The sequence below is a fragment of the Thermosporothrix sp. COM3 genome (genome assembly GCF_059696735.1).
Genome location: NZ_AP019376.1, coordinates 1,660,746 through 1,679,882, shown reverse-complemented (window position 1 = coordinate 1,679,882; position 19,137 = coordinate 1,660,746). Strand labels below are relative to the sequence as shown.

Below are 19,137 nucleotides of genomic sequence, written 5' to 3'. Positions count from 1 at the left end.
CCGCTTATCCTTCTATCTCTTTTCCTATAGATAAGATGAGCGGCTTTTCTTTGCATCTTGAAATTCGTTTGTTTCTCTTCTTCTGATTGGTCTGCATGCTTAAAAGGGAATTGGCTCTTTATAGAACAGTCTTGCGCTATTACAATGCTAAACACGTACTTTCGATGGAGCGTATGGCTTTTCGTGTTGACGAAGGAGAAAATGATGAATATTACCCCTATCACTTTATCTGGAACGTATGCTCGCTTGGAGCCCCTTCATCTGGATCACGTAGAGGCATTGTTTGACGCAGCTCAGGATGAAGCTATTTGGACTTTTTTACCTGAGAAGGCGGGTCAATCTCTTGAGAGTATGCAAGCATGGGTGAAACAAGCTCTACGAGAGCAGGAAGAAGGAACCAGTTTGCCCTTTGTTATTGTAAGCCTGCAACATGATTGTATAGTTGGTTCTACCAGATACTTGGATATTGATCGCGTGAATCGAGGGCTGGAAATTGGTTGGACCTGGCTGAATCCTCTCGCACAACGCACCTCTATTAATACAGAGTGCAAATATACCTTGCTTCGACATGCGTTTGAGACGCTTGGCTGCATCCGAGTACAGCTGAAGACAGATGTACGTAATCTTCAATCACAACGAGCCATTGAGCGTATCGGTGGGATAAAGGAGGGGATCCTGCGTCAGCATCGTATTCTCTCAGATGGCTATAGACGAGATAGTGTGTTGTATAGCATTCTCGATACAGAATGGCCCCATGTAAAGGTAAAACTTGAAGCAAAGTTGTCTAAATAATATTGCTCCAAGTTACCCGGCTTGTATGTATTTTTTTAACTTAATTTAGGGTCATTGCTCACCTATATAGCAGATACAATACAGGAAGACTTGATTGTATATTGTGGGAAAGACGAATAGATTTCCTATATCAGGAAGGATTGGGAATGCAGTTCATTAATATTCGCTTGCTGATCAACGATTATAAGGAGTCTGTTCAGTTCTGGAAATATGTACTGAAAGCTTCCCCTGACTACAAGCTTGAAGAGATGGGCTACGCATACTTTAAAACAGACAGCGCTGGAATTGAACTTTACAAGCGAGACAAATTTGCTGCAACTATGGGTGATCCTCTGCTTGCGCGACAAGCTCAGGAGCTTCAAACCGTTCTTGTTTTTCTTGTAGACAATGTTGATGCGACGTATGAGCAGTTCGTCCGAGAGGGATTGAACGTAGTGGCGAAACCTCAAGATAGGCCGGAGTGGAATGCTCGCTCTGCCCATGTCTATGATCCGAATGGCTATTTGATCGAGTTCTATAGCCCTTTGTCCTCTGAAATATAAAATGAGCGGAGAAACCTCCGCTACATGTTTGCCTGCTAAGGAATGAAGGGATCATGTGTAGTTGAGGGAACAATAGCTCAAATAAGGCCGAGGCGATCATTGTGTTCCGCACTGGCATCGCTTCGGCCTTTTGTACTCTCTGGCTGCGATACGATATGCTTACTCGGTTGAGGAATCCTCACCGAGAAGCTCTTGTATCGCTTGCGCCATGTTTTGCAGAAGGACCCGTTCTTCCTCTGTGAGGAGATGGTGTATCGCAATTTTTCGATAAGCATGGAAGCGCCTCTCGACCGAATGGAGCTTACCAATTCGTTCTGCTGCAAGCGAATGCTGTTCAGGTGAAGCTGGTACAGTTTTTTCAGTAAGCGGTTTTTCAGGTTCCTTTTTGCTTTCGACCTCAGCTTCTGGCGTCGGCTTCGTTTGGGGGCTATGAGTCGAGGCCTCTGCGACTGCGGTTATTTGCTGCTGTCTCGTAAGCACGACTTCAACGGCAGCCCGAACTCCATCCGTAGTCAGCTCGCCAGCGAGGAACTTTTGCATGATCGGAGCCCGATCTTCCTTGCTTTCTAGCCGACGGAAATACGTCATCGCGCGCAGGCTATCCGGCTTACGTCTCAACATCTCTTGAATATCCTCAGGTGAGCGGGCAGCCATCAGACACAATTTCACATGGTTGCGATCTTTATGGACCATCTGGGCTACCTGATCCTGAGTCATGTGAAATTCATCCATAATGTGTTGATAGAGATGACCCAGGTTGACCGGAGAGGTATTTACCCGCGCTCCATTTTCACGAGCAGCCCGAAAAGCCTGTTTGAGTCGGGAGGGTGGTGGATCTTCAACAAACACCGGTACTTTTGTTAGACCCGCCTCACGTGCTGCATCACGCCTCTGATGTCCGCCACCTGTCAGAAAGTAATGGCCTTCTTTTTCTGCTAATGGGCTGACATTTAATGCTCCCTGGAACCCATCTGCTTTAATTGAAGCAACAAGGCTTTGAAAGTCTGCCGGGTTTATTTCTTCTGCGTGCTGAAAAGGGTTATCGTGAATGCGATCAATCTCAATCCAGATAACACCAGGATCAGAGGGTGCGCGCACCTCTTCGTCATCATCAACATATCCGATGAAGCCCGATACCGCTATTTGCTGCAATGGGTCGAGAGCAGGTCGTCCCTTTTTTGGCATATGTTAAACCTCCACTACCTCTGCTTGCTGTGCAAGCTCGCGAGCATGTGCACAGTGTTTACAGTCATCGAAACCTACGATTTTGCCTTGATATCCAGCGATACGCAGTGCCAAAGCAAACAGTTCTTTTGCACCGCGGCTGGAGCGGTCTTCCTCAAAGCTTGTTTTTTGATACGCTTGTGCGTTTGGGATAGTCTTGTCCGTATGAACGCTGAATGTAGTCAGGGTGGGAAATGCGCGCCAGACGCTTGAGAGATAGTCAACCGTGAGAGCGCCTGTATGGTTGACTTTAAAAGGCACAATACCGGTGATCTTCAGTTTCTGTTGGCGGCGCCGGAATTTGCGCTGAATATCCTCAAACATCTGGGCCAGTCCCTGGTAAGCATACTCTTCTAGCTCAACAGGAATGAGCACTTCCTGACTGGCATAGAGCATTGCTGTTGTGAGCGCGTTAGGATTGGGGGGATTATCAAAAATGAGGAAGTCAAGATAATCCGGATGGGTATGAAACTCTTCTTGAGTTGTTGGCTCTATCTTGAAGTCGCGCGGTCGTACTTCTGGCTTGTTCCACCAGGGAAGCTCTTCACTGGCTGATTCTTCAAGATCAGCCTGTAGGTCATCAACGCGGTCACAGAGAACATCAAAATCCTGTTGCCCATGAATATACTCTACAGCACGGGTGAGATGCATATCAGCTGGAACGATCCATAAATTACGGCGCGCCTGATACATTGCGTCGAGCAGTGGCACATTCTCGCTGACTACATGAGTAAGAGTAGGACGTTGATATCGATGTGGAAGCGTGAGCATACTTGCGTTTGCCTGCTCGTCCCCATCGAGCAATGCAACCTTGAAACCAAGAGCAGCCAGATTCGCAGCCAGGTTAGTCGCGCAACTGGTTTTTCCTGTTCCCCCTTTTTTGTTGTAGATGGTGATAATTCTCATCTGTTTCCTCCTTTGAAATGCGTGATAGTGAGAGGATTGTGCTGTATATGCACTTTCCTCCAGGTGGGGATCTTCGCTGTGCGGGTATGCCTCGCGCTTTCCAAGAAAATCTAAATATTGCTGATGCGTATAGTATCGCCGATTTGTTGGGCTTCGTTTCGCCTTGAGTATTCCCAGGCGGTCCCAACGTTGCAGAGTGAAGACTGAATGTCCAATTAAGCGAGCGAATTCCCTGGGCTTGTAGATCTTCTCTTCCATGCTTACCATTGTACACTGTTTGATTATGTTTGACTACATTTTGTAGGGATTTTTTGGGATTTTTGCTCTACTTGAATTCGAGAATCCGCTTCTATAGCAGTTTTATACCTGACGAGCAAGGAAAAATTTACCAGTCCTATTTCAAGTGAAAAATGTCCTATAGTTTCTTTCCAGGGATATGAAGAATATGCATCTTTGCAGTTTTCTATGACAAATTGAAAGGTTAAGCGGATTGCCAATTATGATGGCTGTGCTCCTGGATTTTATATGCGGTAGCCTGTGATCTGATTGCTTTCCACTAACCTGGTGCTGTACTACTGGCTGTTTGTTGCTTGCTTCTAACGTTGCGAAACCGGTTTTATTTGTGCTGACTCGCAAGTGCTTACCGTGAGCGAGCCAGAAAGCCCCGTCCTTTGAAGGCGGGGATGAATGGCTCTTCCATGAAGTGTCAATGCATGGTATACTATTGACGTGGATTATCAATACGAACAACACACGGTCCACTTGATTGTGTACCACATCATCTAGTGCCCCAAGCGGCGTCGCAAAGTTCTTGGTGGTCCTGTGAAAGATCGCCTGGAACAGATCATGAAGGATGTCGTAGACGAGCAGGGATGGCACATCATTGAGCTTGCCATTCAACCAGACCATGTGCATTTGTTCATCCAATCCAATCCGTACACCTTGCCGACTGACATAGCCAGATTGATCAAAGGGCGTTCGTCCCATCTCTTGAGAGAAGAGTTTGAACATCTTAAGCGGATGCCTTCCATGTGGACACGATCTACTTTCTCTAGCACGGCGGGCAATGTCAGTAGTGAAGTGCTTCAAAAGTATATTGAAAGACAGAGTAAAAGCTGAATGTTGGTCTACGAGTACAAGTTGAGCGGGACCAGGCAGCAATACGCGGCGATTGATGAAGCCATCCGGATTGTCCAATTCATCCGTAATAAGTCGTTGCGCTTGTGGATGGAGCAGCGTGGCACCTCCAAAAACGACGTGCAGACCAACTGCGCCGTGCTTGCCAAAGCGTACCCTTTCGCCTCTCGACTCAACTCCCAGGCCCGTCAAGCCGGAGCTGATCGTGCATGGTTCGCGATCTCCCGCTTCTATGAGAATTGCAAGAACAACAAGCCTGGCAAGAAGGGCTATCCCAAGTTCCAACACAACAATCGAAGCGTCGAGTACAAAACCAGTGGGTGGAAGCTTGATTCTGATGGCCGACACATCATCTTCACCGATGGCTGTGGAATTGGACGTCTCAAATTGGTTGGGAACAAGAAGCAAAGCATCGAAACATTTCCCATCAAAGCGATCAAGCGTGTTCGTCTCGTCAGACGAGCAGATGGATACTAGACACAATTTTGCCTCAAGACTGAGCGAAAAGTCGAGCATGTTCCAACGGGTCGGAAGATGGGAATTGATGTCGGACTGAAAGCGTATCTGACCGACTCTGAGGGCAATACGATTGAGAACCCCCGCCACTACCGCAAAGCGGAAAAGAAGCTTGCGCGTCTGCAAAGACGCCTCTCTCGCAAACAGAAGAAGTCGGCTAACAGGAAGAAAGCCCGAAAAGCACTTGCCAAACAGCATCTGAAAGTCCAACGGCAGCGTGAGGATTTTGCCAGAAAGACGGCAAACGCGTATGTCTCGTCTTGCGACCTGATTGCCTATGAAGACCTTCAGATCAAGAATATGGTGAAGAACCGCAAACTCGCCAAATCGATCCATGACGCTGGTTGGGGAACCTTCATTCGTTGGTTGAACTACTACGGGGCTCTGCATGAGATCCCTGTGATTGCAGTTCCACCTCAATACACCAGCCAGAATTGTTCTGATTGTGGCATGAAAGTTCAGAAGTCTCTTTCTGTTCGTACACACATCTGTACTGGTTGTGGTATTGTTTTGGATCGTGATCATAATGCCGCGTTGAATATCCTGCGTGAAGCACTCCAATACTCTCTAAACGGTACCGTAGGGCATACGGGAACCAGCACAGCCGTGCGTGTGCAAAACGCTTCTGGACAGACCGCCTCTACTCGCCGCTCCACAAGGGCGACGGGCAAGCGAGCTGGATGAAAGAAGAACCCCCGTCTTTTTAAGGCGGGGAGTGTCAGCATTCCTCTATCTGGTTTCGCGAAACCATTCCCATCGCTGCCTTTTCTCGTGCTTTTGTACATCTCTGTCAAGCGACAATTGGCTGTCATTTTTCTACACGACGATAGATAGTAGAGGACGAGTTATGTAATGAAAAACTCAACAAGTGATAGGCGATTTTACTGATGAGAATAGAAGGGCTGTGTATAGTGCGGCAGAAATGCGCCCGACCGTTATCAAGGGGTGTGCAGAGATGCCGGACGCCGCCGGATTCTCTCGCTTATATGGCGTCTTTCGGGCCTGCTAAAGAGGTTCCGAGGAATACATGCTGACGCTGTGAATATGAAAAGCGATGTCAGCGAAGAAGCTTTCTCTTATGCCAAATTATTTCAGTTTAGAACCCTATCATAGAAATAAAATGGTGACATGGGAAGGGGAGATAGACGCAATCATAGGAAGCTTGTAGCGAGCTATCTGGGAAGGCGAACCTGTACACGTCATACGATAAAACATGTACAGGTTCATCGCTTTTATGAGAGAGCGAGTTTTCCGATAGCGTTCTTTTCTTCTGCGAACCACAGTGCTCCATCAGGTCCCGCTACAATGCCATGCGGTTCCGCATCGGGAGTCAACAGCGGGTAGCTGGTTATGTCACCATGTACAGTGATTTGTCCGATGCTGTTGTTCTTCCACTCAGTGAACCAGAGTGACTCATCAGGACCAGGTGTAATCGCGTGTGGGCGAGCTTCAGGAACAAGTAACGGGAACTCGGTAATGTCTCCATCAGGTGTAATTCGCCCGATGCGATTGCCAATAATTTCAACGAACCAGAGAGCCTTATCTGGGCCCACAGCTATGCCAACTGGTCCCGCATCAGGGGATGGAAGTGGGAATTCGGTGATATCTCCATTGACGGTGATGCGCCCGATTTTGTTTGCCTGATTCTCAGTAAACCAGAGGGCTCCATCTGGTCCTGTCACTATATAGGCCGGAAACGCTCCGGCTGATGGAATGGCGAACTCAGTGATATCTCCATTGAGGGTGATGCGCCCGATTTTATTTGCCTGATTCTCAGTAAACCAGAGAGCATTGTCGGGTCCAACTGTGATCCCATATGGTCCTGCGTTGGGTGTAGGTAGAGCAAATGCGCTGACCTCTCCACTCATTGTGAGGCGACCGATGCAGTTTGCCTGGATCGGGGTAAACCAGAGAGCATTGTCTGGCCCTGGAGTAAGCAGCAGGCTGCCTGAAGCGCTGGCAAGGCCTGCATATTCGGTGATGGTTCCATCCAGTGTGATTCTTCCGATGCTATTATGACGCGCTTTACTGAACCATATGGCCCGGTCCGGCCCTACTGTAACGCCATATGGCCCGGTATCGGGAGTGGGAACTATATATTCTGTAATATGTGCTTTCAATGACACGTTTTGCTCCATCTTTGTGTGTATATGACGGTTTGCTCAGGAGGGAAGTAAGCCCAACAACGTTTTCTGGCCCTTACGGATCAGACGGAAGGGACTTTTCTGAGAGAAGTTAAAGGAAGGGCTATTTCTACATAGAAAGGGTTTTCTCGCTTTCGTGTCAGGCTATTGCTATCCTAGCATACGCTGTCAAACATGCTCTATGAAGCATACAGGATGCACTGCAGACGGAATCTCTGCTTGACAGTCCAATTTAATTTGTATTATAATCAGGACAGAAAAAATTGGAATATTCCTTATCCTATGAGAGAAAGGCCAATAGAGAATTGCAAAGATTTGTTGATAAAATCGTACTTGTAACGGGCGGTGGTTCGGGAATCGGTCAGGTGGCAGCACGTGCTTTTGCCCGTGAGGGAGCCTCGGTCGTTGTCGCAGGACGAAGGGCAAGCGAAGGGGAAAAGACGGTTGCTCTGATTCAGGCAGATGGTGGAACGGCTTCCTATATCCCGGTTGATGTTAGGAACGAAGCTGATGTTGCGCGCTTGATTGAGGAAATTGTTGCTCGTTATGGCCGGCTGGATATCGCGTTAAACAACGCCGGGGTTTTCTCCTTGGGACCGCTCGCAGAGGCAACCGAGCAGACGTGGGATACAATAATAGATGTGAATCTGAAGGGCACATGGTTGAGTATGAAATATGAGATTCAGCAGATGTTAAAGCAGCCCGAAAGAGGAACTATTGTCAATATTGGATCGAATATCGGAGTGCCTGGAGTAAAGCCAGGAATCGCTATTTATGCTGCCTCAAAGGCTGGCGTACAGGTACTAACGAAAGCGGCTGCGCTGGAATATATCAAGCATGGGATTCGTATTAACTCGGTCAGCCCGGGGCCAACAAAAACCAATATGTCGAAGCGCCCATCTGAAACAGACGAAGAGCAGGCGCGTCGCATTGCAGAGAGTGTGCCCCTTGGACGTATCGGTTTACCGGAAGAGATTGCCAGTGCGATTCTCTGGCTGAGTTCGCCTGAAGCTTCTTTTGCTGTAGGCCATGATATCGTGCTGGATGGTGGGACTACTCTGCAATAAGAAAGTATCGCCATTGTTTGAAAAGAGCCGCCCGGTACGACGGCTCTTTTCCTTTATTTTGAGTGCGGTGGAGTATGTGCTTCCGGGTCGTCCGTGGGGGTTACGGAGGCTGGCAATCCTTGAGCAATAAAGGTCGGAGGGGTTTCTGAACGGTAACGGCGTACTACTTCTTGTAGAATCTCACGCAAGCGTGTCTCGCTAGAGTATTCTGTATGAAGGGCGATAAAGAGCGAGTCGAGAAGTTCCTGCGTTGTATATCTTGAGCAGTGCTGCTCAAACTCTGCATCTTCAAGTGGTCGAGTGAGCTGGCCGGGTTCGTATCGTGCATATCCATTGACATAGGTAGCGAGGAGACGAAATTCCATAGCGTGCGTTTTCTCGGTCTCGTTTTTCTCGTTCAACCAGGGTTCGGGAGTGTCAAGAAGCCAGAGCGCGAGAGAAAGGGGCCAGTAGTTTGTGCGTCGCTCTGGACCGTCAAGCTGGACGATATCTTTGGCTTGCTCAAGATTGATTTTCCAGACAGGGACTTCTTCAGGGCGAGGCGCACGGACATATCGTCGCCAGCCGGGCATTGCCACACCTGTCAGGATAAAGTTTCGTTGCGCTTCTCTCAGGCTGACCTGATTGGCGCCTCCCGGACGGTCAGGAGCAAGTGGGCCCGGTATACTATCTTCCCAGTAACAAACTGCACAAATATCGTAACCCCCCGGGGGCGGTTCTCTCAGAGTTAGAAAGCCACAACAAGGACAGGAGAATCTCCGTGTTTTGGTCATGCTGCTTCTCTTTTCTCTTATAATGAAAGTATTTTCGTTCTTCTCGAATTATACGATAAAAAGGAAGAAATTTCTATATCTATAGAACCAAAGTCGTAATAACGGTGGTATCAGTACTCCTCGGGCGTTCTTTCTATTGATGTGGATTTTGCTGCGTATTTCCTATATACACGTCCTTTTTAAGGACGAATGTGCTCAAAGTAGGAGATGACGAAATCGTGAAAGATACGCATTGCGGTTGTCTGATAGCGATCTTGCATCCAGGCCAGACCGATTGTGCGCTGACAGGGAATATCACTGATATGCAGCGGGATCATTGCTGGTTCTGGAATGCCGCGGAGTGCCAGGGCGGGAATCATTGCGATGCCCAATCCTGCTGCAACGAGACCGCGCACTATAGCAAGTTCATCTCCTTCAAAGGTGATGCGTGGTTGAAAGCCTGCTTGACGGCAAAACTGATCGGTCATCTCGCGCAACCCGTGACTTCGCTTCATGGCTATAAAATCCTCCCCTGAAACCTCGTGCAAGCCGACACTCTCTCGATTGGCAAGTCTGTGATCTGGCGGTACTATCAGCACTATTTCCTCCGTCATGAGTGGCGTCCAGGCAATGTCCGATCTCTCAGGACGCGGTGAGGTGATACACATATCGATTTCGCCCTGTTCAAGTTGACCGGCCATGATATGCGCGGCATTCTGGTAGAGCTGGAAACGCACTCCCGGGTGTTCTTTGCGAAAAGCGTGAAGGAGTTCGGGTAACAGTTGGGCTCCGACCGTGTAAAGTACTGCAACCCCGATCTGCCCTCGTTCGATCCCGGCCAGGTCGGCCACTTCTCGTTGTCCCTTTTCCAGTTCAGCGAAGGCCTTTTCTACATGTTGCAGGAACGTCTTTCCCAGAATGTTGAGTCGAATGTGTCGTCCCTGGCGATCGAAAAGGGGAGCACCTAATTCTTCTTCAAGTCGCGCTATTGCTCGGCTCAGGGATGGTTGTGCAACATAGAGCTCCTGTGCCGCTCGTGTCATGTGTTCCAGACGTGCAACGCTTTGAAAGTATTTGAGTTGCTGAAAATCCATAGCCGTTCTCCTGAATTGATAGCTGTGAGGTATAGAAATTATAGCAAAATATATATTGAACATCATAAATAGGAGGGGATACGATACATGATGTGAGTACCTGATATCGCGGCGTTCATGAGAGGGAACGCGTGGAACTTATTCTGTGTTGTGAAGGGAATGTGAATGGAGTACATTGAAAAAGGAACTTCGGCTTTTCGACGTGTGAATGTCTGCTTTTTCATTGGTGGACTGGTGACGTTTGCTGTATTGTATTGTACACAGCCGCTGTTACCGCGATATACCCAGGAGTTTGGAATTCCACCTGCGACAGCCAGTCTGGCAGTCTCGGTAACGACGGCGATGCTGGCAATTATGCTAACGTTTGCCGCAGCATTCTCGAATGCTCTTGGTCGAAAGCGAATCATGACTATTTCGCTCTTCGCGGCTGCTGTAGTGACCATTGCCTGTGCATTCAGTCCGAACTTTGCCTATCTGCTGTTCTTTCGAGCACTTGCGGGTATTGTGCTTGCTGGTTTGCCTGCGATCGCTATGGCATATCTGGGAGAAGAGATACACCCGCGGCACCTTGGTTCTGCAATGGGAATCTATATAGGAGGGAATGCGGTTGGAGGGATGTCGGGGCGCATTGTTGTCTCCCTGATTACGGATGTTTCTTCATGGCGTGTGGCGTTGTTCTGTGTGGGTGTACTGGGTTTGTTATGTGCATGGTGGTTTGTGAAACAACTACCGGAATCGCGGCATTTTGTCGCCAGGCCATTTATTGTGCGCGAGCATTTCCGCGGTCTAGCAAGCCAGTTGCGCAACCCGAGTGTTCTCTGCCTGTATGGTATTGCGTTCCTTTTGATGGGATGTTTCGTGACGCTGTATAGCTATCTGGGCTATCAGCTTGAAGAGGCCCCATATCATTTGAGTCAGGGCGCTATCGGCTGGCTGTTCAGCATTTATATCGTTGGTTCGTTCGGGTCGTCGTGGTTGGGCAGCCTGGCCGATCGCTGGTCAAAACTGGGCGTACTGGTGCTGAGTGTTGCGTTCGTCGGTATTGGAGCGCTTATTACGCTGGAAATGAACCTCTGGCTGAAACTGCTTGGTGTGGCGATACTGACGTTCGGCTTCTTCGGTGGTCATGCGATCGCAAGTAGTTGGGTGAGTGAACGCGCTGGAAGCGGCAAGGCATATGCTTCGGCCTTATACCTGTTCTTTTATTATGTTGGTTCCAGCGTTGGTAATACTGGTGGTGGTTTTTTCTGGAGCTCGTTCGGCTGGAATGGTGTGATCAGCGAGATAGGCCTGTTCGCGCTGGTCTGCCTGATACTGACACTGGTATTGCCCTTTGTGATGAGTGCCCGATCACTGGAACGGCATGCGGCTCCGGTTGGCCTGCCACGTCCGCGAAACCGATAGCAGAAAGCGTAATCGGGGAAGACGTAGAAGCGCCGTGTGAGGGGGGAATCTCGATCGAGGTTGCAGCGGAGAGACTCCCGAGGTAGAAAAAGAAGCGGTCATTCGTTTCTGCTGTTCCTGGCAAGAACGCGAGGGACCACTTCTTTTTTTCGCGTCGACTTTGCTTGCTTTTCAGCTCTTGTGTATTGATCTCACTTCTATCAGGTTGACATAGCGTGTCTTTTTATAAGCTCATAGCGGAAGGAGGATGATCTATTCCGGTTTCGCGAAACCATTCCAGTCTTTCGATGTTATTGTGTGGTTTTGACGGCAAAGTAGCTTCTCTGGGCGAGTTTTCCGTTCCAGTATACTTCGACCTGTCCGGATAGCGGTGTATCGAAGATGAGCGGGAGCACGATATTCTGTCGATCTCCGTCTTTTGTGGTTTTTGTCTGGCGAGTCTCTTCGTTAAAGATCTCTCCATCTGTGTACACTTTGATGGTGATGGTTGCAGGGTTTTTGTCCAGTTTAATTCCTGTAACGAAGTAGAACTTGGTTCCAGGGGCAAAGGTATCGCCGACAACGCCGGGGTTGCCGTTTTCGGTGGTTGTTGAGGCAAAGACGGCAAGGTCGACCATGTTCGCTGCTGGTCCTGGCTCACGCTTTTTAGGATCAGGAATATTTTTCTGTGCTGATGCTGGCTGAATTGGTGGAGGCGAAGAGATGCCAATGAAGCGCTGAATGTTATCCAGCATGCCGCTGACCTTTGCATAGTAGCCTGCACCACCACACAGAAGCAGCGTGACGATCAGCATGCTAAGGAACCCGCTGATAATGCGACGTCGGGGAATAACCGGGCGCGGCTTCGTATACATCTGAGGAATGTAGACAGATCCCTCTTCCTCTGGCAGCGCCGGTAATATCTCTTCGACGCGCTGTACCGGTACCATCGATACAGGACCACCATTCGCCACCGCGATTGGAAGTTGTGAAGGAGCCTGAGGTTGCTCCGGCTCAACACTCCAATAACTTTGTGCGTTTGGCGCTGGCTGTGCATTCCAGGAACCGGGTTGTGCAGTTGCTGCTGGCTGTTGCGAAAAAGCGAAATTGTTCGATGCATTGCCTGCGTTCCATTGGCTTGCCTGATTATTTCCATATGCCATTGAAGAGGCGCCACAGTGTGGGCAGATAACCTCATGTGTTTCTTTAGGGAAATTGCAGTTCGGACAGATCATCAACCTTTTACCTCATAAGCAGATAACATCTCTATTTGTTACAATCAACAGTATCACTGTAGAGAGGAAGTAGCAAATAGAGTGTCCTTCTTTAGACCATAATGGCTAGAACTTCCTTTCTATCCCCATAGAAACAGGTATACAAGCAATGTGCTTGCAAGAAGCATCAGGAATGAAAGGTGACCTCTACTGTTGTGCAATCCCGATAAGGAGCAAGCTGGCTGGCTTCGGCTTCAATCTCTGCCTGTGTCTCAAGGGAAAGCACCCAGAGCGGTTCGACGGTAACAAGCAGACGTTTTCCCTTCTTCTGACCGCGCCATGTCGCAACAATTTCGCCGTCGGCTAACACAACCCCGGGATTGCCAAGCGCTTTCCAGATTCGTTTCTGGTGAGCGAGCTCAGGAACTAATGTTGAGCGATCGGGCTGGTCAAGATAGATATCATAAGCAGGCAACAGGCGAACCCCTTCGGGTTGTGTCGGGTGCTCAAAAGCGGCTCTATCGTCAGCATGCAGCCAGGTGCGGCGCCCATCTAGAGAAACTTCAATAAGTTGCACTGCCAGACGTTGAAAAGATGCCTCCGCTTCAGCAACGGAGATACCAACCCAGCGGGCAAACTCGCTGCTTGTTGACGGACCAAAGGCACGCAGGTATCGACGAAGGAGTTCCTGGCGTGCAGCTACACGATCTCGCTCTGTGTCTGGTTCAAGGTGCTGAAAGGCCATGCTCCGACCTGCCCGGGGTGCGATAACATAAGCTCCATTGACGCCAGCCAGACGAAAGAGCGTTTCGTTCACATGAAAGGCGTTGCAGGGCCGACACCAGGGCGAAAGCGTTTCAGGAATGCGGCGCGTGATCGCCTGACTGAGCACTGCTTTTGAGAGAGTTTCCGTTCCAAGAGCCTCTATAGCTGCCTGAGTCGCCATTTCAAGTGCCGCTGTCGCCGGTATTCTGGCTTCCTGAAGCGCTGGTGCAAGGCTTACAAGCTGTGTGAGCAATGAAGCGTCGTCTGCCGGGAGCGCGCCCAGCGTAAAGATGAGCATATCTTGCGCTGGCACAATGAAGGGTGAGCTGCGCACGCTGTACACTTCAAGGAGCCCATGCTGAAGAGCATCTGGCGAAAACGCTTCAAGACGCGCATGGAAGGCTAAGAGCGCCGAGCCCGGTGGCGTGTTGCGAATGCCACACACTGCCGCGACATCGAGCAAGCTATCTACCGGTTTCCGTTGCAAGAGATTCTGGCTGCTCAAGCGAAATGCGAGTGCCTGTGTACGTGTTGCCTGGATCATCGTTTAACACCGTCTTTCCCTGTTATAGAAGCTATTTTCTACACAGAATACCACCCAATCCGGTCAAAAGTCGTCCTGATCCTGGCTCATTTGAAGGTGTCAATCCGCTACCATGCCTTCAATGGCTGTTTCCGTATCTCCGGTAAAGAGCAGGAAGTAATTGGTTTCATCGCGCACCGACGTTGCCAGCACATACCAGTGATCCTCTTCGGTTATATGGGTTGCGTCGGTACACTCATTGGTGCGCTTAAAACAGACCCGCACATGAAAAGGATGAGCAAATTTCGAGAGCTTGAGATTAATGTCTTTGCAATAGGGAGAGGTGTTTAGCCACTTTTCCGCGTTATCTGGATACGCAAAAACAATTGCCGCGTTATGGCTGAATGTCTCCGCTTGACCGTAGCAATCGGTGGCAGGCCGAGCTTCCCGCGCTGAGGTAGAAGAGACAGGCAAGAAGAGAAACATGCAACAGAGGAGTATGCTGATCAGGATACCACGAACCACACGTACATTGCACTGCATTGTCTATCCTCCACTCCTTTTCACGAATCACCTGAAGACCATTTTCAGTCTGCTGTATCTGCAATATTCATCATTATAATAGCATAAATATGCAACTGCATCACCAGGAATAGCCCGAAAGTTTCTCACCAGTTTTGAAACGATGCTCCTGTGCTGCCACTTTTCTATCAAAAGGCTGGTACGGTTACGCGAGCCCTTGCAGCCTGCGGGCGAAGATCTCACAGTACGCTTGCAGGGCCTTGATAGGAAGCGCCTCTGCTCTATCGACTTGCTGTTGCATAAACAGGTGTGGACCTCGGAGCTCTTCCGGGAGATCGCGCGGACGAGCGAGCATATGAAAGTGGACATGCGCGAATCCCTTTTTCTCACCAAAACATACGAGATACTCTTTTTGTATGGAACTATCCTGGCCCATAGCATGTGCAAGTGCATATTGGATGTCTGCCAACTCATGGAACTCTTCTCGGGTTAGCTCGTGAAGCGCTTCGACATGGCGAAAGGGCAGGATAACAAACCAGCCGAGGCTTGCACAGGGATAGCCATGCTCGACTTGCCAGCAGGTACCGCGATACACGGGAGGAACCGGCGTGATAGGCCGTTCGCCACTCAAATTCAGGCAGGTAAGACATTCCATACACTTTTCATCTTTCCTTGAAGCTTTTTTCTGAGTATACTATGCTGAACAGCAAAAAGGAAGGCTTGTCTTAAAGAGCGTACCTTTTGTACTACCATCTTTTCCGCGAAAAGTGAGTGAACAGGTAACAAATGCCAGTATAAGGAGAAAATGACATGGAGAATGCAGCATATAACGAAATCGTCACATGGTATGATCAATATATACAGGAAAATCCGTTCTATTCTGATATGCTTCTTCCATCATTGCTGGAATGTACCGGTGATGTGCAGGGACAGCATGTTTGTGATCTGGCTTGCGGGCAGGGCTGGTTTGCCCGAATGCTGGCAAACAGGGGCGCTCGGGTTACAGGGATCGATTATGCTGAGGGCCAGCTTGCTCGGGCACGAGAGTATAAAGAGCCTGAGGGCATTGTATATCTACACGATGACGCTCAGGAAGCTCGTTCACTGCCGGATCATACCTTTGATGGGTGCGTCTGCATTCTGGCTCTGATGGATATCCCTGACCATCGGGCAGTCTTTCACACGGCGCGGCGCGTGCTCAAAGCCGGTGGCTGGCTGGTTTTTGCGATTATGCATCCCTGTTTTGAGGCTCCTGAGGCGGGCTGGATAGCAAACGAGCAGGGAAAGCCAGCACGTGTGATCAGCCGCTATACCCGAGAAGGGTTCTGGAAATCGACTTCAGGCGGCGTGAGAAGCCGTGTGGGAGCCTACCACCGTACACTGAGCTCATATACGAACGCGTTAATTGATGCGCGGTTTGCGCTTACCCGAATGCTTGAACCGCGTGCCGGTGACAGGCGCCTGAAACAGGTACCCGGCAATCAGGAAATTCCCTCGCTGTTGATTGTACGTGCAGTCGCGATGGAATAATTGCTGAAATACTGAAGAATGGATTACCTCTTCATGAGTGAGGTATTCATCAGGCACTGATTAGGCTTCCTGGGCGGTGCGAGACTCTCCCTATATAGTGGCTATCCGGATATCGTGCCATGCTCGGAACAACATTTCGCGAAGCTCCCCTTCTTGATGGAAGCCCGGGCGCTTGGGGGGCTGGCTGACTTGCGTATTGAAAGGGAAAACGCCCGGAGAGACACGATGCAAGCCAGGCCTTTGCAACACATGGGCTAAGAGCGCCCGTTGCGCCTTACGAACGTATCCATTTCCTCAACAATCCTCTCTCAAAGAGAGAATAATGCACTCCGTTTTTCTATTCCACTAATCATAGAGACTAATGCTGACATGTCAATAAATTGACGAACTGCATTTCTACAGAGAAAAACATGTAGAAAAAGAAGAAGTCGCGATATCGGCTTTCTCTCTTTATCGAAATGAGTCAGAAGCGATGCAAAATCGGGAAATTGGCAGTAGCTGGCAGCGCTTTTGCTGGAAATGGCAGTGTGCCGGGCCGTATGATCAGAGCAACGCGGACCCTTTGAGGGGTCTTGCAACAGCCAAAAGCAAGAAAGGACTTCGAATGATGAAAGCAACAACACTTCTGCGCGAACAGGTACAACAGGCACATGATTTTCTTGAGGCAACAATGACTGATGTAACGAGTGAGCAGGCGCATTGGACACCTCCCGGAACCGCGAACCCGCTTGCCGCGACATATGTCCATGCGATCGTGAGCGAAGATGTGGCGATTCAGATGGCGCTGCGCGGTGAGGCCCCGCTATATGCCAGTGCGTGGGAAGGAAAAACGGGTATCAGCGAGATACAACCGCTTTCTACAGCAGAATGGGCGCGTCGAGTGAAGGTCGATCTTCCCGCTTTGAGGGCCTATGCACAGGCCGTTCATGCTGCGACTGATGCCTATCTGGCCTCATTGCTTGAGCCAGAATTGGAACGCGTGGTTGATCTTTCCAGCTTTGGTCTGGGTCAAATGACGGTGGTCTCTATTCTCAATCGACTGGTTCTCGGCCATATCGATAATATGTGTGGTGAAATTTCAGTCTTGAAGGGGCTGCAAGGTGGCCGTGGCTATCCTATGTAGGACAAAAAATGGGACTGCACGCTTGTCCGTCGCAGTCCCATACTTCTATTTCTGCACTGGCTGATCCGGATAGCAAACAGGCAGGAAATATGAGAAGTCGTCAAAGATCAGCTTACGCGCTGCCCGTACACCTACTGCCGAGGGCTCTCCGGCGACAACGAAGCAGTTATGCACAAGGTTGACTTCGGTGCGCCCGTCTTCTGTCTGGATTGTGGTTGTAGGCGGCTCCGCATACTGTTGATACACCATGACCTGATCACTGTAAAAATTCAGGTCACTCTGCTCAACCACTTCACCCCGATGACACACGGTGATCGAGATACCTTCACGCCCATATACAGGCTTGATGACGTGCCTTCCCTGAATGAATGGCTGTCCCTGGGCATCGTGTGGCGCGAGATATGTTGGAAGAAGATACTGCTCAATCCATTGGTGCTCTTCCTGCGTGAAGAGCTCGCTTTGCGCAAGATGCAGGGCCCAGAGGACCGCGACCAGCGCTTTGTTCTGTAGCACAAAAGCGGTCGGCGGATTGATAATGGCGAGCTGTCGCCTGCGAACCAGTTCCAACAATGCCAGCCCGATCGGGGTTCCGTCGGATGACTCATCCTCAATCAGGTATTCAGTTGGATAGAGCTTGTAGAGCACGTCAACGCGTTTTCCCTCGGCAGTGAGCAGGGCATCATCGGTCACACGAAGCGCCTCAAGGCTCTGATAGGCGGTTTGATAGGGCAGAGGCCCCCGGCTTTCAAGCAGGTGACGGTAAAACTCGGTTGTGCCGCGCTCTTCCTTGTCTGTTGACGAACTGAAAATGATCGTCGCCTGTTCCGGGCGCTGCTTAAGCCAGCGGAGAGCCCCTTCAATGCTGGACTGAATTGCCTGTGCCAGTTGCGCTTCACAATGTACATTGGGATCGCGTAGCCCAAAATCAGTACACACCTGACTGTTCATATGGAAGAGCTCAACCACAACCGTCGGTGTTTCGGCATTAAATTCAAGGAGTTTTGGTCCAGCAGCCGTCATTAAAAACTCGTAGCGTCCGCACATGACCGCTGGCATTTCTGGAATAACAATATGTGCGTAGGGAATAGCTGCCTCTGGAATACCGATATCTCGTAATGCCTGATCGTCGGCCTGTTGGAGGACCTGAGCAAGGCGCGTCATCAGGCGATAGAGCCGGCTTGCAGCCATGCGGAGCGCCTGAACATGTTCGGGCGGAAGAACAAGCGCTCCATATAACGCGTACTCTTCCACTTTCAGACCGGGGAGCGTACCCCAGAATTCGGGAAAGCGATTATAGTACGCACGTCGCCATTCTCGGTATTGACTGGTAAAATCTGCGGAGTGGCTGGTCACCACAATTACCCCCCATTGTAACAATCGGTACCGATACCTGCTGCTCCGCTGGTGCCGACGGTGAGCTTGCCGGGATTCGGGTGAATCCCGTCGTCACTGGGCACCCAACCGCCGAGCGCCGGTATCCAGAGGAAATAAGCTCCATTACTGGCCATATATTTGATCGGCGTGGTGCCGCTTACCTGTGGCTTTGCGGTGGCTTCAGGAGGGCAATCCTCGTTTGGACGACCGCATGAGCTCAACGGCATAAGCAGGGCTGCACCCAGACCAACCGCTGAAACGATCCGTGCCACACTGGAAGGAAGGTACCAGGCTTTGCGTTCCGCAGGTGGCTGAAACGGCTTATACTCGACGTTTGTAGCAACCGGAAAAAAGGTCGTTCCCTGTACGCTCGTTTGCTCTGCTTTGCTATTGTGCGTTCCTTGTGTCTCTACAACTGGTCCCTCGTTCGTCTGTAGATCCTTCTTTATTTCTTCTTGCATATATTGCTTCTTCCCTTGCTCCCTTCTTCTCTGGAGTTCTGGCACAGGATACCGCTTGCGAAAAGGGA

The 19,137-nt window shown here is 49.9% G+C and carries 17 protein-coding genes and 3 pseudogenes; 8 read left to right on the top strand and 12 right to left on the bottom strand.

The genetic code is table 11. From position 1 onward, the window contains the following. Positions 1–201 precede the first annotated feature (201 nt). Both KTH_RS07275 and KTH_RS07270 read left to right on the top strand, forming a co-directional pair. Positions 202–792: a GNAT family N-acetyltransferase gene (locus tag KTH_RS07275; protein WP_497617532.1), complete on the top strand. Its 591-nt coding sequence runs from the start codon at positions 202–204 to the stop codon at positions 790–792. Between the two features lie 146 nt (positions 793–938). After that, complete coding sequence (locus KTH_RS07270) at positions 939–1,334, top strand: VOC family protein (RefSeq protein WP_497617530.1); 396 nt, start codon at positions 939–941, stop codon at positions 1,332–1,334. A gap of 159 nt (positions 1,335–1,493) precedes the next feature. Here KTH_RS07270 and KTH_RS07265 read toward each other — a convergent pair whose 3' ends face one another. The 3 genes and pseudogenes from KTH_RS07265 to KTH_RS07255 form a co-directional block, all read right to left on the bottom strand. Continuing rightward, the gene (locus KTH_RS07265; RefSeq protein ID WP_497617529.1) at positions 1,494–2,519 is read right to left on the bottom strand and encodes a ParB/RepB/Spo0J family partition protein; all 1,026 of its coding nucleotides are present in this window, start codon (positions 2,517–2,519) and stop codon (positions 1,494–1,496) included. A gap of 3 nt (positions 2,520–2,522) precedes the next feature. Continuing rightward, positions 2,523–3,464 carry a ParA family protein gene (locus KTH_RS07260; protein WP_497623198.1) on the bottom strand — a complete coding sequence of 314 codons (942 nt, stop codon included), beginning with the start codon at positions 3,462–3,464 and terminating at the stop codon, positions 2,523–2,525. Between the two features lie 96 nt (positions 3,465–3,560). Then, positions 3,561–3,722, bottom strand: a pseudogene (locus KTH_RS07255) (MerR family transcriptional regulator); the annotation flags it as partial. A gap of 465 nt (positions 3,723–4,187) precedes the next feature. Here KTH_RS07255 and tnpA point away from each other — a divergent pair. Then, positions 4,188–4,583: pseudogene (tnpA, locus tag KTH_RS07250) on the top strand (IS200/IS605 family transposase). Continuing rightward, positions 4,584–5,801, top strand: a pseudogene (locus tag KTH_RS07245) (RNA-guided endonuclease InsQ/TnpB family protein). A 548-nt stretch (positions 5,802–6,349) separates the two neighbouring features. Here the strand turns inward: KTH_RS07245 and KTH_RS07240 are convergent. Beyond that, positions 6,350–7,237, bottom strand: coding sequence for a Vgb family protein (locus KTH_RS07240; protein ID WP_497623196.1), 888 nt, complete (start codon positions 7,235–7,237; stop codon positions 6,350–6,352). 329 nt (positions 7,238–7,566) lie between these two features. Between KTH_RS07240 and KTH_RS07235 the strand changes: the two genes are divergently transcribed. Beyond that, positions 7,567–8,328: a glucose 1-dehydrogenase gene (locus KTH_RS07235; protein ID WP_111321730.1), complete on the top strand. Its 762-nt coding sequence runs from the start codon at positions 7,567–7,569 to the stop codon at positions 8,326–8,328. Positions 8,329–8,381: 53 nt separating this feature from the next. On the opposite strand, the gene KTH_RS07230 is transcribed toward KTH_RS07235, so the two are convergent. Further along, the gene (locus tag KTH_RS07230) at positions 8,382–9,101 is read right to left on the bottom strand and encodes a CPCC family cysteine-rich protein (RefSeq protein WP_111321732.1); all 720 of its coding nucleotides are present in this window, start codon (positions 9,099–9,101) and stop codon (positions 8,382–8,384) included. Between the two features lie 179 nt (positions 9,102–9,280). Beyond that, positions 9,281–10,174, bottom strand: coding sequence for a LysR family transcriptional regulator (locus KTH_RS07225; RefSeq protein WP_111321734.1), 894 nt, complete (start codon positions 10,172–10,174; stop codon positions 9,281–9,283). A 165-nt stretch (positions 10,175–10,339) separates the two neighbouring features. On the opposite strand from KTH_RS07225, the gene KTH_RS07220 reads away from it, so the two are divergent. Continuing rightward, complete coding sequence (locus KTH_RS07220; protein WP_111321736.1) at positions 10,340–11,578, top strand: MFS transporter; 1,239 nt, start codon at positions 10,340–10,342, stop codon at positions 11,576–11,578. 290 nt (positions 11,579–11,868) lie between these two features. On the opposite strand, the gene KTH_RS07215 is transcribed toward KTH_RS07220, so the two are convergent. The 4 genes from KTH_RS07215 to KTH_RS07200 all read right to left on the bottom strand — a co-directional run bounded on the left by KTH_RS07215 (position 11,869) and on the right by KTH_RS07200 (position 15,236). Beyond that, positions 11,869–12,720 (bottom strand): hypothetical protein, encoded by an 852-nt coding sequence (locus KTH_RS07215; protein ID WP_137686400.1) that lies wholly within the window; start codon positions 12,718–12,720, stop codon positions 11,869–11,871. Positions 12,721–12,958: 238 nt separating this feature from the next. After that, positions 12,959–14,080, bottom strand: coding sequence for a winged helix DNA-binding domain-containing protein (locus KTH_RS07210; protein WP_497617526.1), 1,122 nt, complete (start codon positions 14,078–14,080; stop codon positions 12,959–12,961). 99 nt (positions 14,081–14,179) lie between these two features. Further along, the gene (locus tag KTH_RS07205; protein WP_497617524.1) at positions 14,180–14,602 is read right to left on the bottom strand and encodes a hypothetical protein; all 423 of its coding nucleotides are present in this window, start codon (positions 14,600–14,602) and stop codon (positions 14,180–14,182) included. 184 nt (positions 14,603–14,786) lie between these two features. Next, a complete protein-coding gene (locus KTH_RS07200; protein WP_497617523.1) occupies positions 14,787–15,236 on the bottom strand; it encodes an HIT family protein in 450 nt (149 codons plus the stop codon). 155 nt (positions 15,237–15,391) lie between these two features. On the opposite strand from KTH_RS07200, the gene KTH_RS07195 reads away from it, so the two are divergent. Continuing rightward, positions 15,392–16,111 carry a class I SAM-dependent methyltransferase gene (locus KTH_RS07195; RefSeq protein ID WP_111321746.1) on the top strand — a complete coding sequence of 240 codons (720 nt, stop codon included), beginning with the start codon at positions 15,392–15,394 and terminating at the stop codon, positions 16,109–16,111. A gap of 604 nt (positions 16,112–16,715) precedes the next feature. Then, positions 16,716–17,234, top strand: a complete 519-nt coding sequence (locus tag KTH_RS07190; protein WP_497617521.1) for a DinB family protein — start codon at positions 16,716–16,718, stop codon at positions 17,232–17,234. A gap of 45 nt (positions 17,235–17,279) precedes the next feature. On the opposite strand, the gene KTH_RS07185 is transcribed toward KTH_RS07190, so the two are convergent. Further along, entirely contained in the window at positions 17,280–18,611 is a 1,332-nt protein-coding gene (locus tag KTH_RS07185) for a glutathionylspermidine synthase family protein (RefSeq protein ID WP_497617519.1), read from the bottom strand. Further along, a complete protein-coding gene (locus KTH_RS07180) occupies positions 18,593–19,069 on the bottom strand; it encodes a hypothetical protein (protein ID WP_497617517.1) in 477 nt (158 codons plus the stop codon). Before KTH_RS07180 ends, KTH_RS07185 begins: the two co-directional genes overlap by 19 nt. Positions 19,070–19,137 lie beyond the last annotated feature (68 nt).

Coding starts and splice junctions, on each gene's coding strand:
- KTH_RS07275 (WP_497617532.1), top strand. CDS start 202: ATGATGAATATTACCCCTATCACTTTATCTGGAACGTATGCTCGCTTG.
- KTH_RS07270 (WP_497617530.1), top strand. CDS start 939: ATGCAGTTCATTAATATTCGCTTGCTGATCAACGATTATAAGGAGTCT.
- KTH_RS07265 (WP_497617529.1), bottom strand. CDS start 2,519: ATGCCAAAAAAGGGACGACCTGCTCTCGACCCATTGCAGCAAATAGCG.
- KTH_RS07260 (WP_497623198.1), bottom strand. CDS start 3,464: ATGAGAATTATCACCATCTACAACAAAAAAGGGGGAACAGGAAAAACC.
- KTH_RS07230 (WP_111321732.1), bottom strand. CDS start 9,101: ATGACCAAAACACGGAGATTCTCCTGTCCTTGTTGTGGCTTTCTAACT.
- KTH_RS07225 (WP_111321734.1), bottom strand. CDS start 10,174: ATGGATTTTCAGCAACTCAAATACTTTCAAAGCGTTGCACGTCTGGAA.
- KTH_RS07220 (WP_111321736.1), top strand. CDS start 10,340: ATGGAGTACATTGAAAAAGGAACTTCGGCTTTTCGACGTGTGAATGTC.
- KTH_RS07215 (WP_137686400.1), bottom strand. CDS start 12,720: ATGGCATATGGAAATAATCAGGCAAGCCAATGGAACGCAGGCAATGCA.
- KTH_RS07210 (WP_497617526.1), bottom strand. CDS start 14,080: ATGATCCAGGCAACACGTACACAGGCACTCGCATTTCGCTTGAGCAGC.
- KTH_RS07205 (WP_497617524.1), bottom strand. CDS start 14,602: ATGCAGTGCAATGTACGTGTGGTTCGTGGTATCCTGATCAGCATACTC.
- KTH_RS07200 (WP_497617523.1), bottom strand. CDS start 15,236: ATGGAATGTCTTACCTGCCTGAATTTGAGTGGCGAACGGCCTATCACG.
- KTH_RS07195 (WP_111321746.1), top strand. CDS start 15,392: ATGGAGAATGCAGCATATAACGAAATCGTCACATGGTATGATCAATAT.
- KTH_RS07190 (WP_497617521.1), top strand. CDS start 16,716: ATGATGAAAGCAACAACACTTCTGCGCGAACAGGTACAACAGGCACAT.
- KTH_RS07180 (WP_497617517.1), bottom strand. CDS start 19,069: ATGCAAGAAGAAATAAAGAAGGATCTACAGACGAACGAGGGACCAGTT.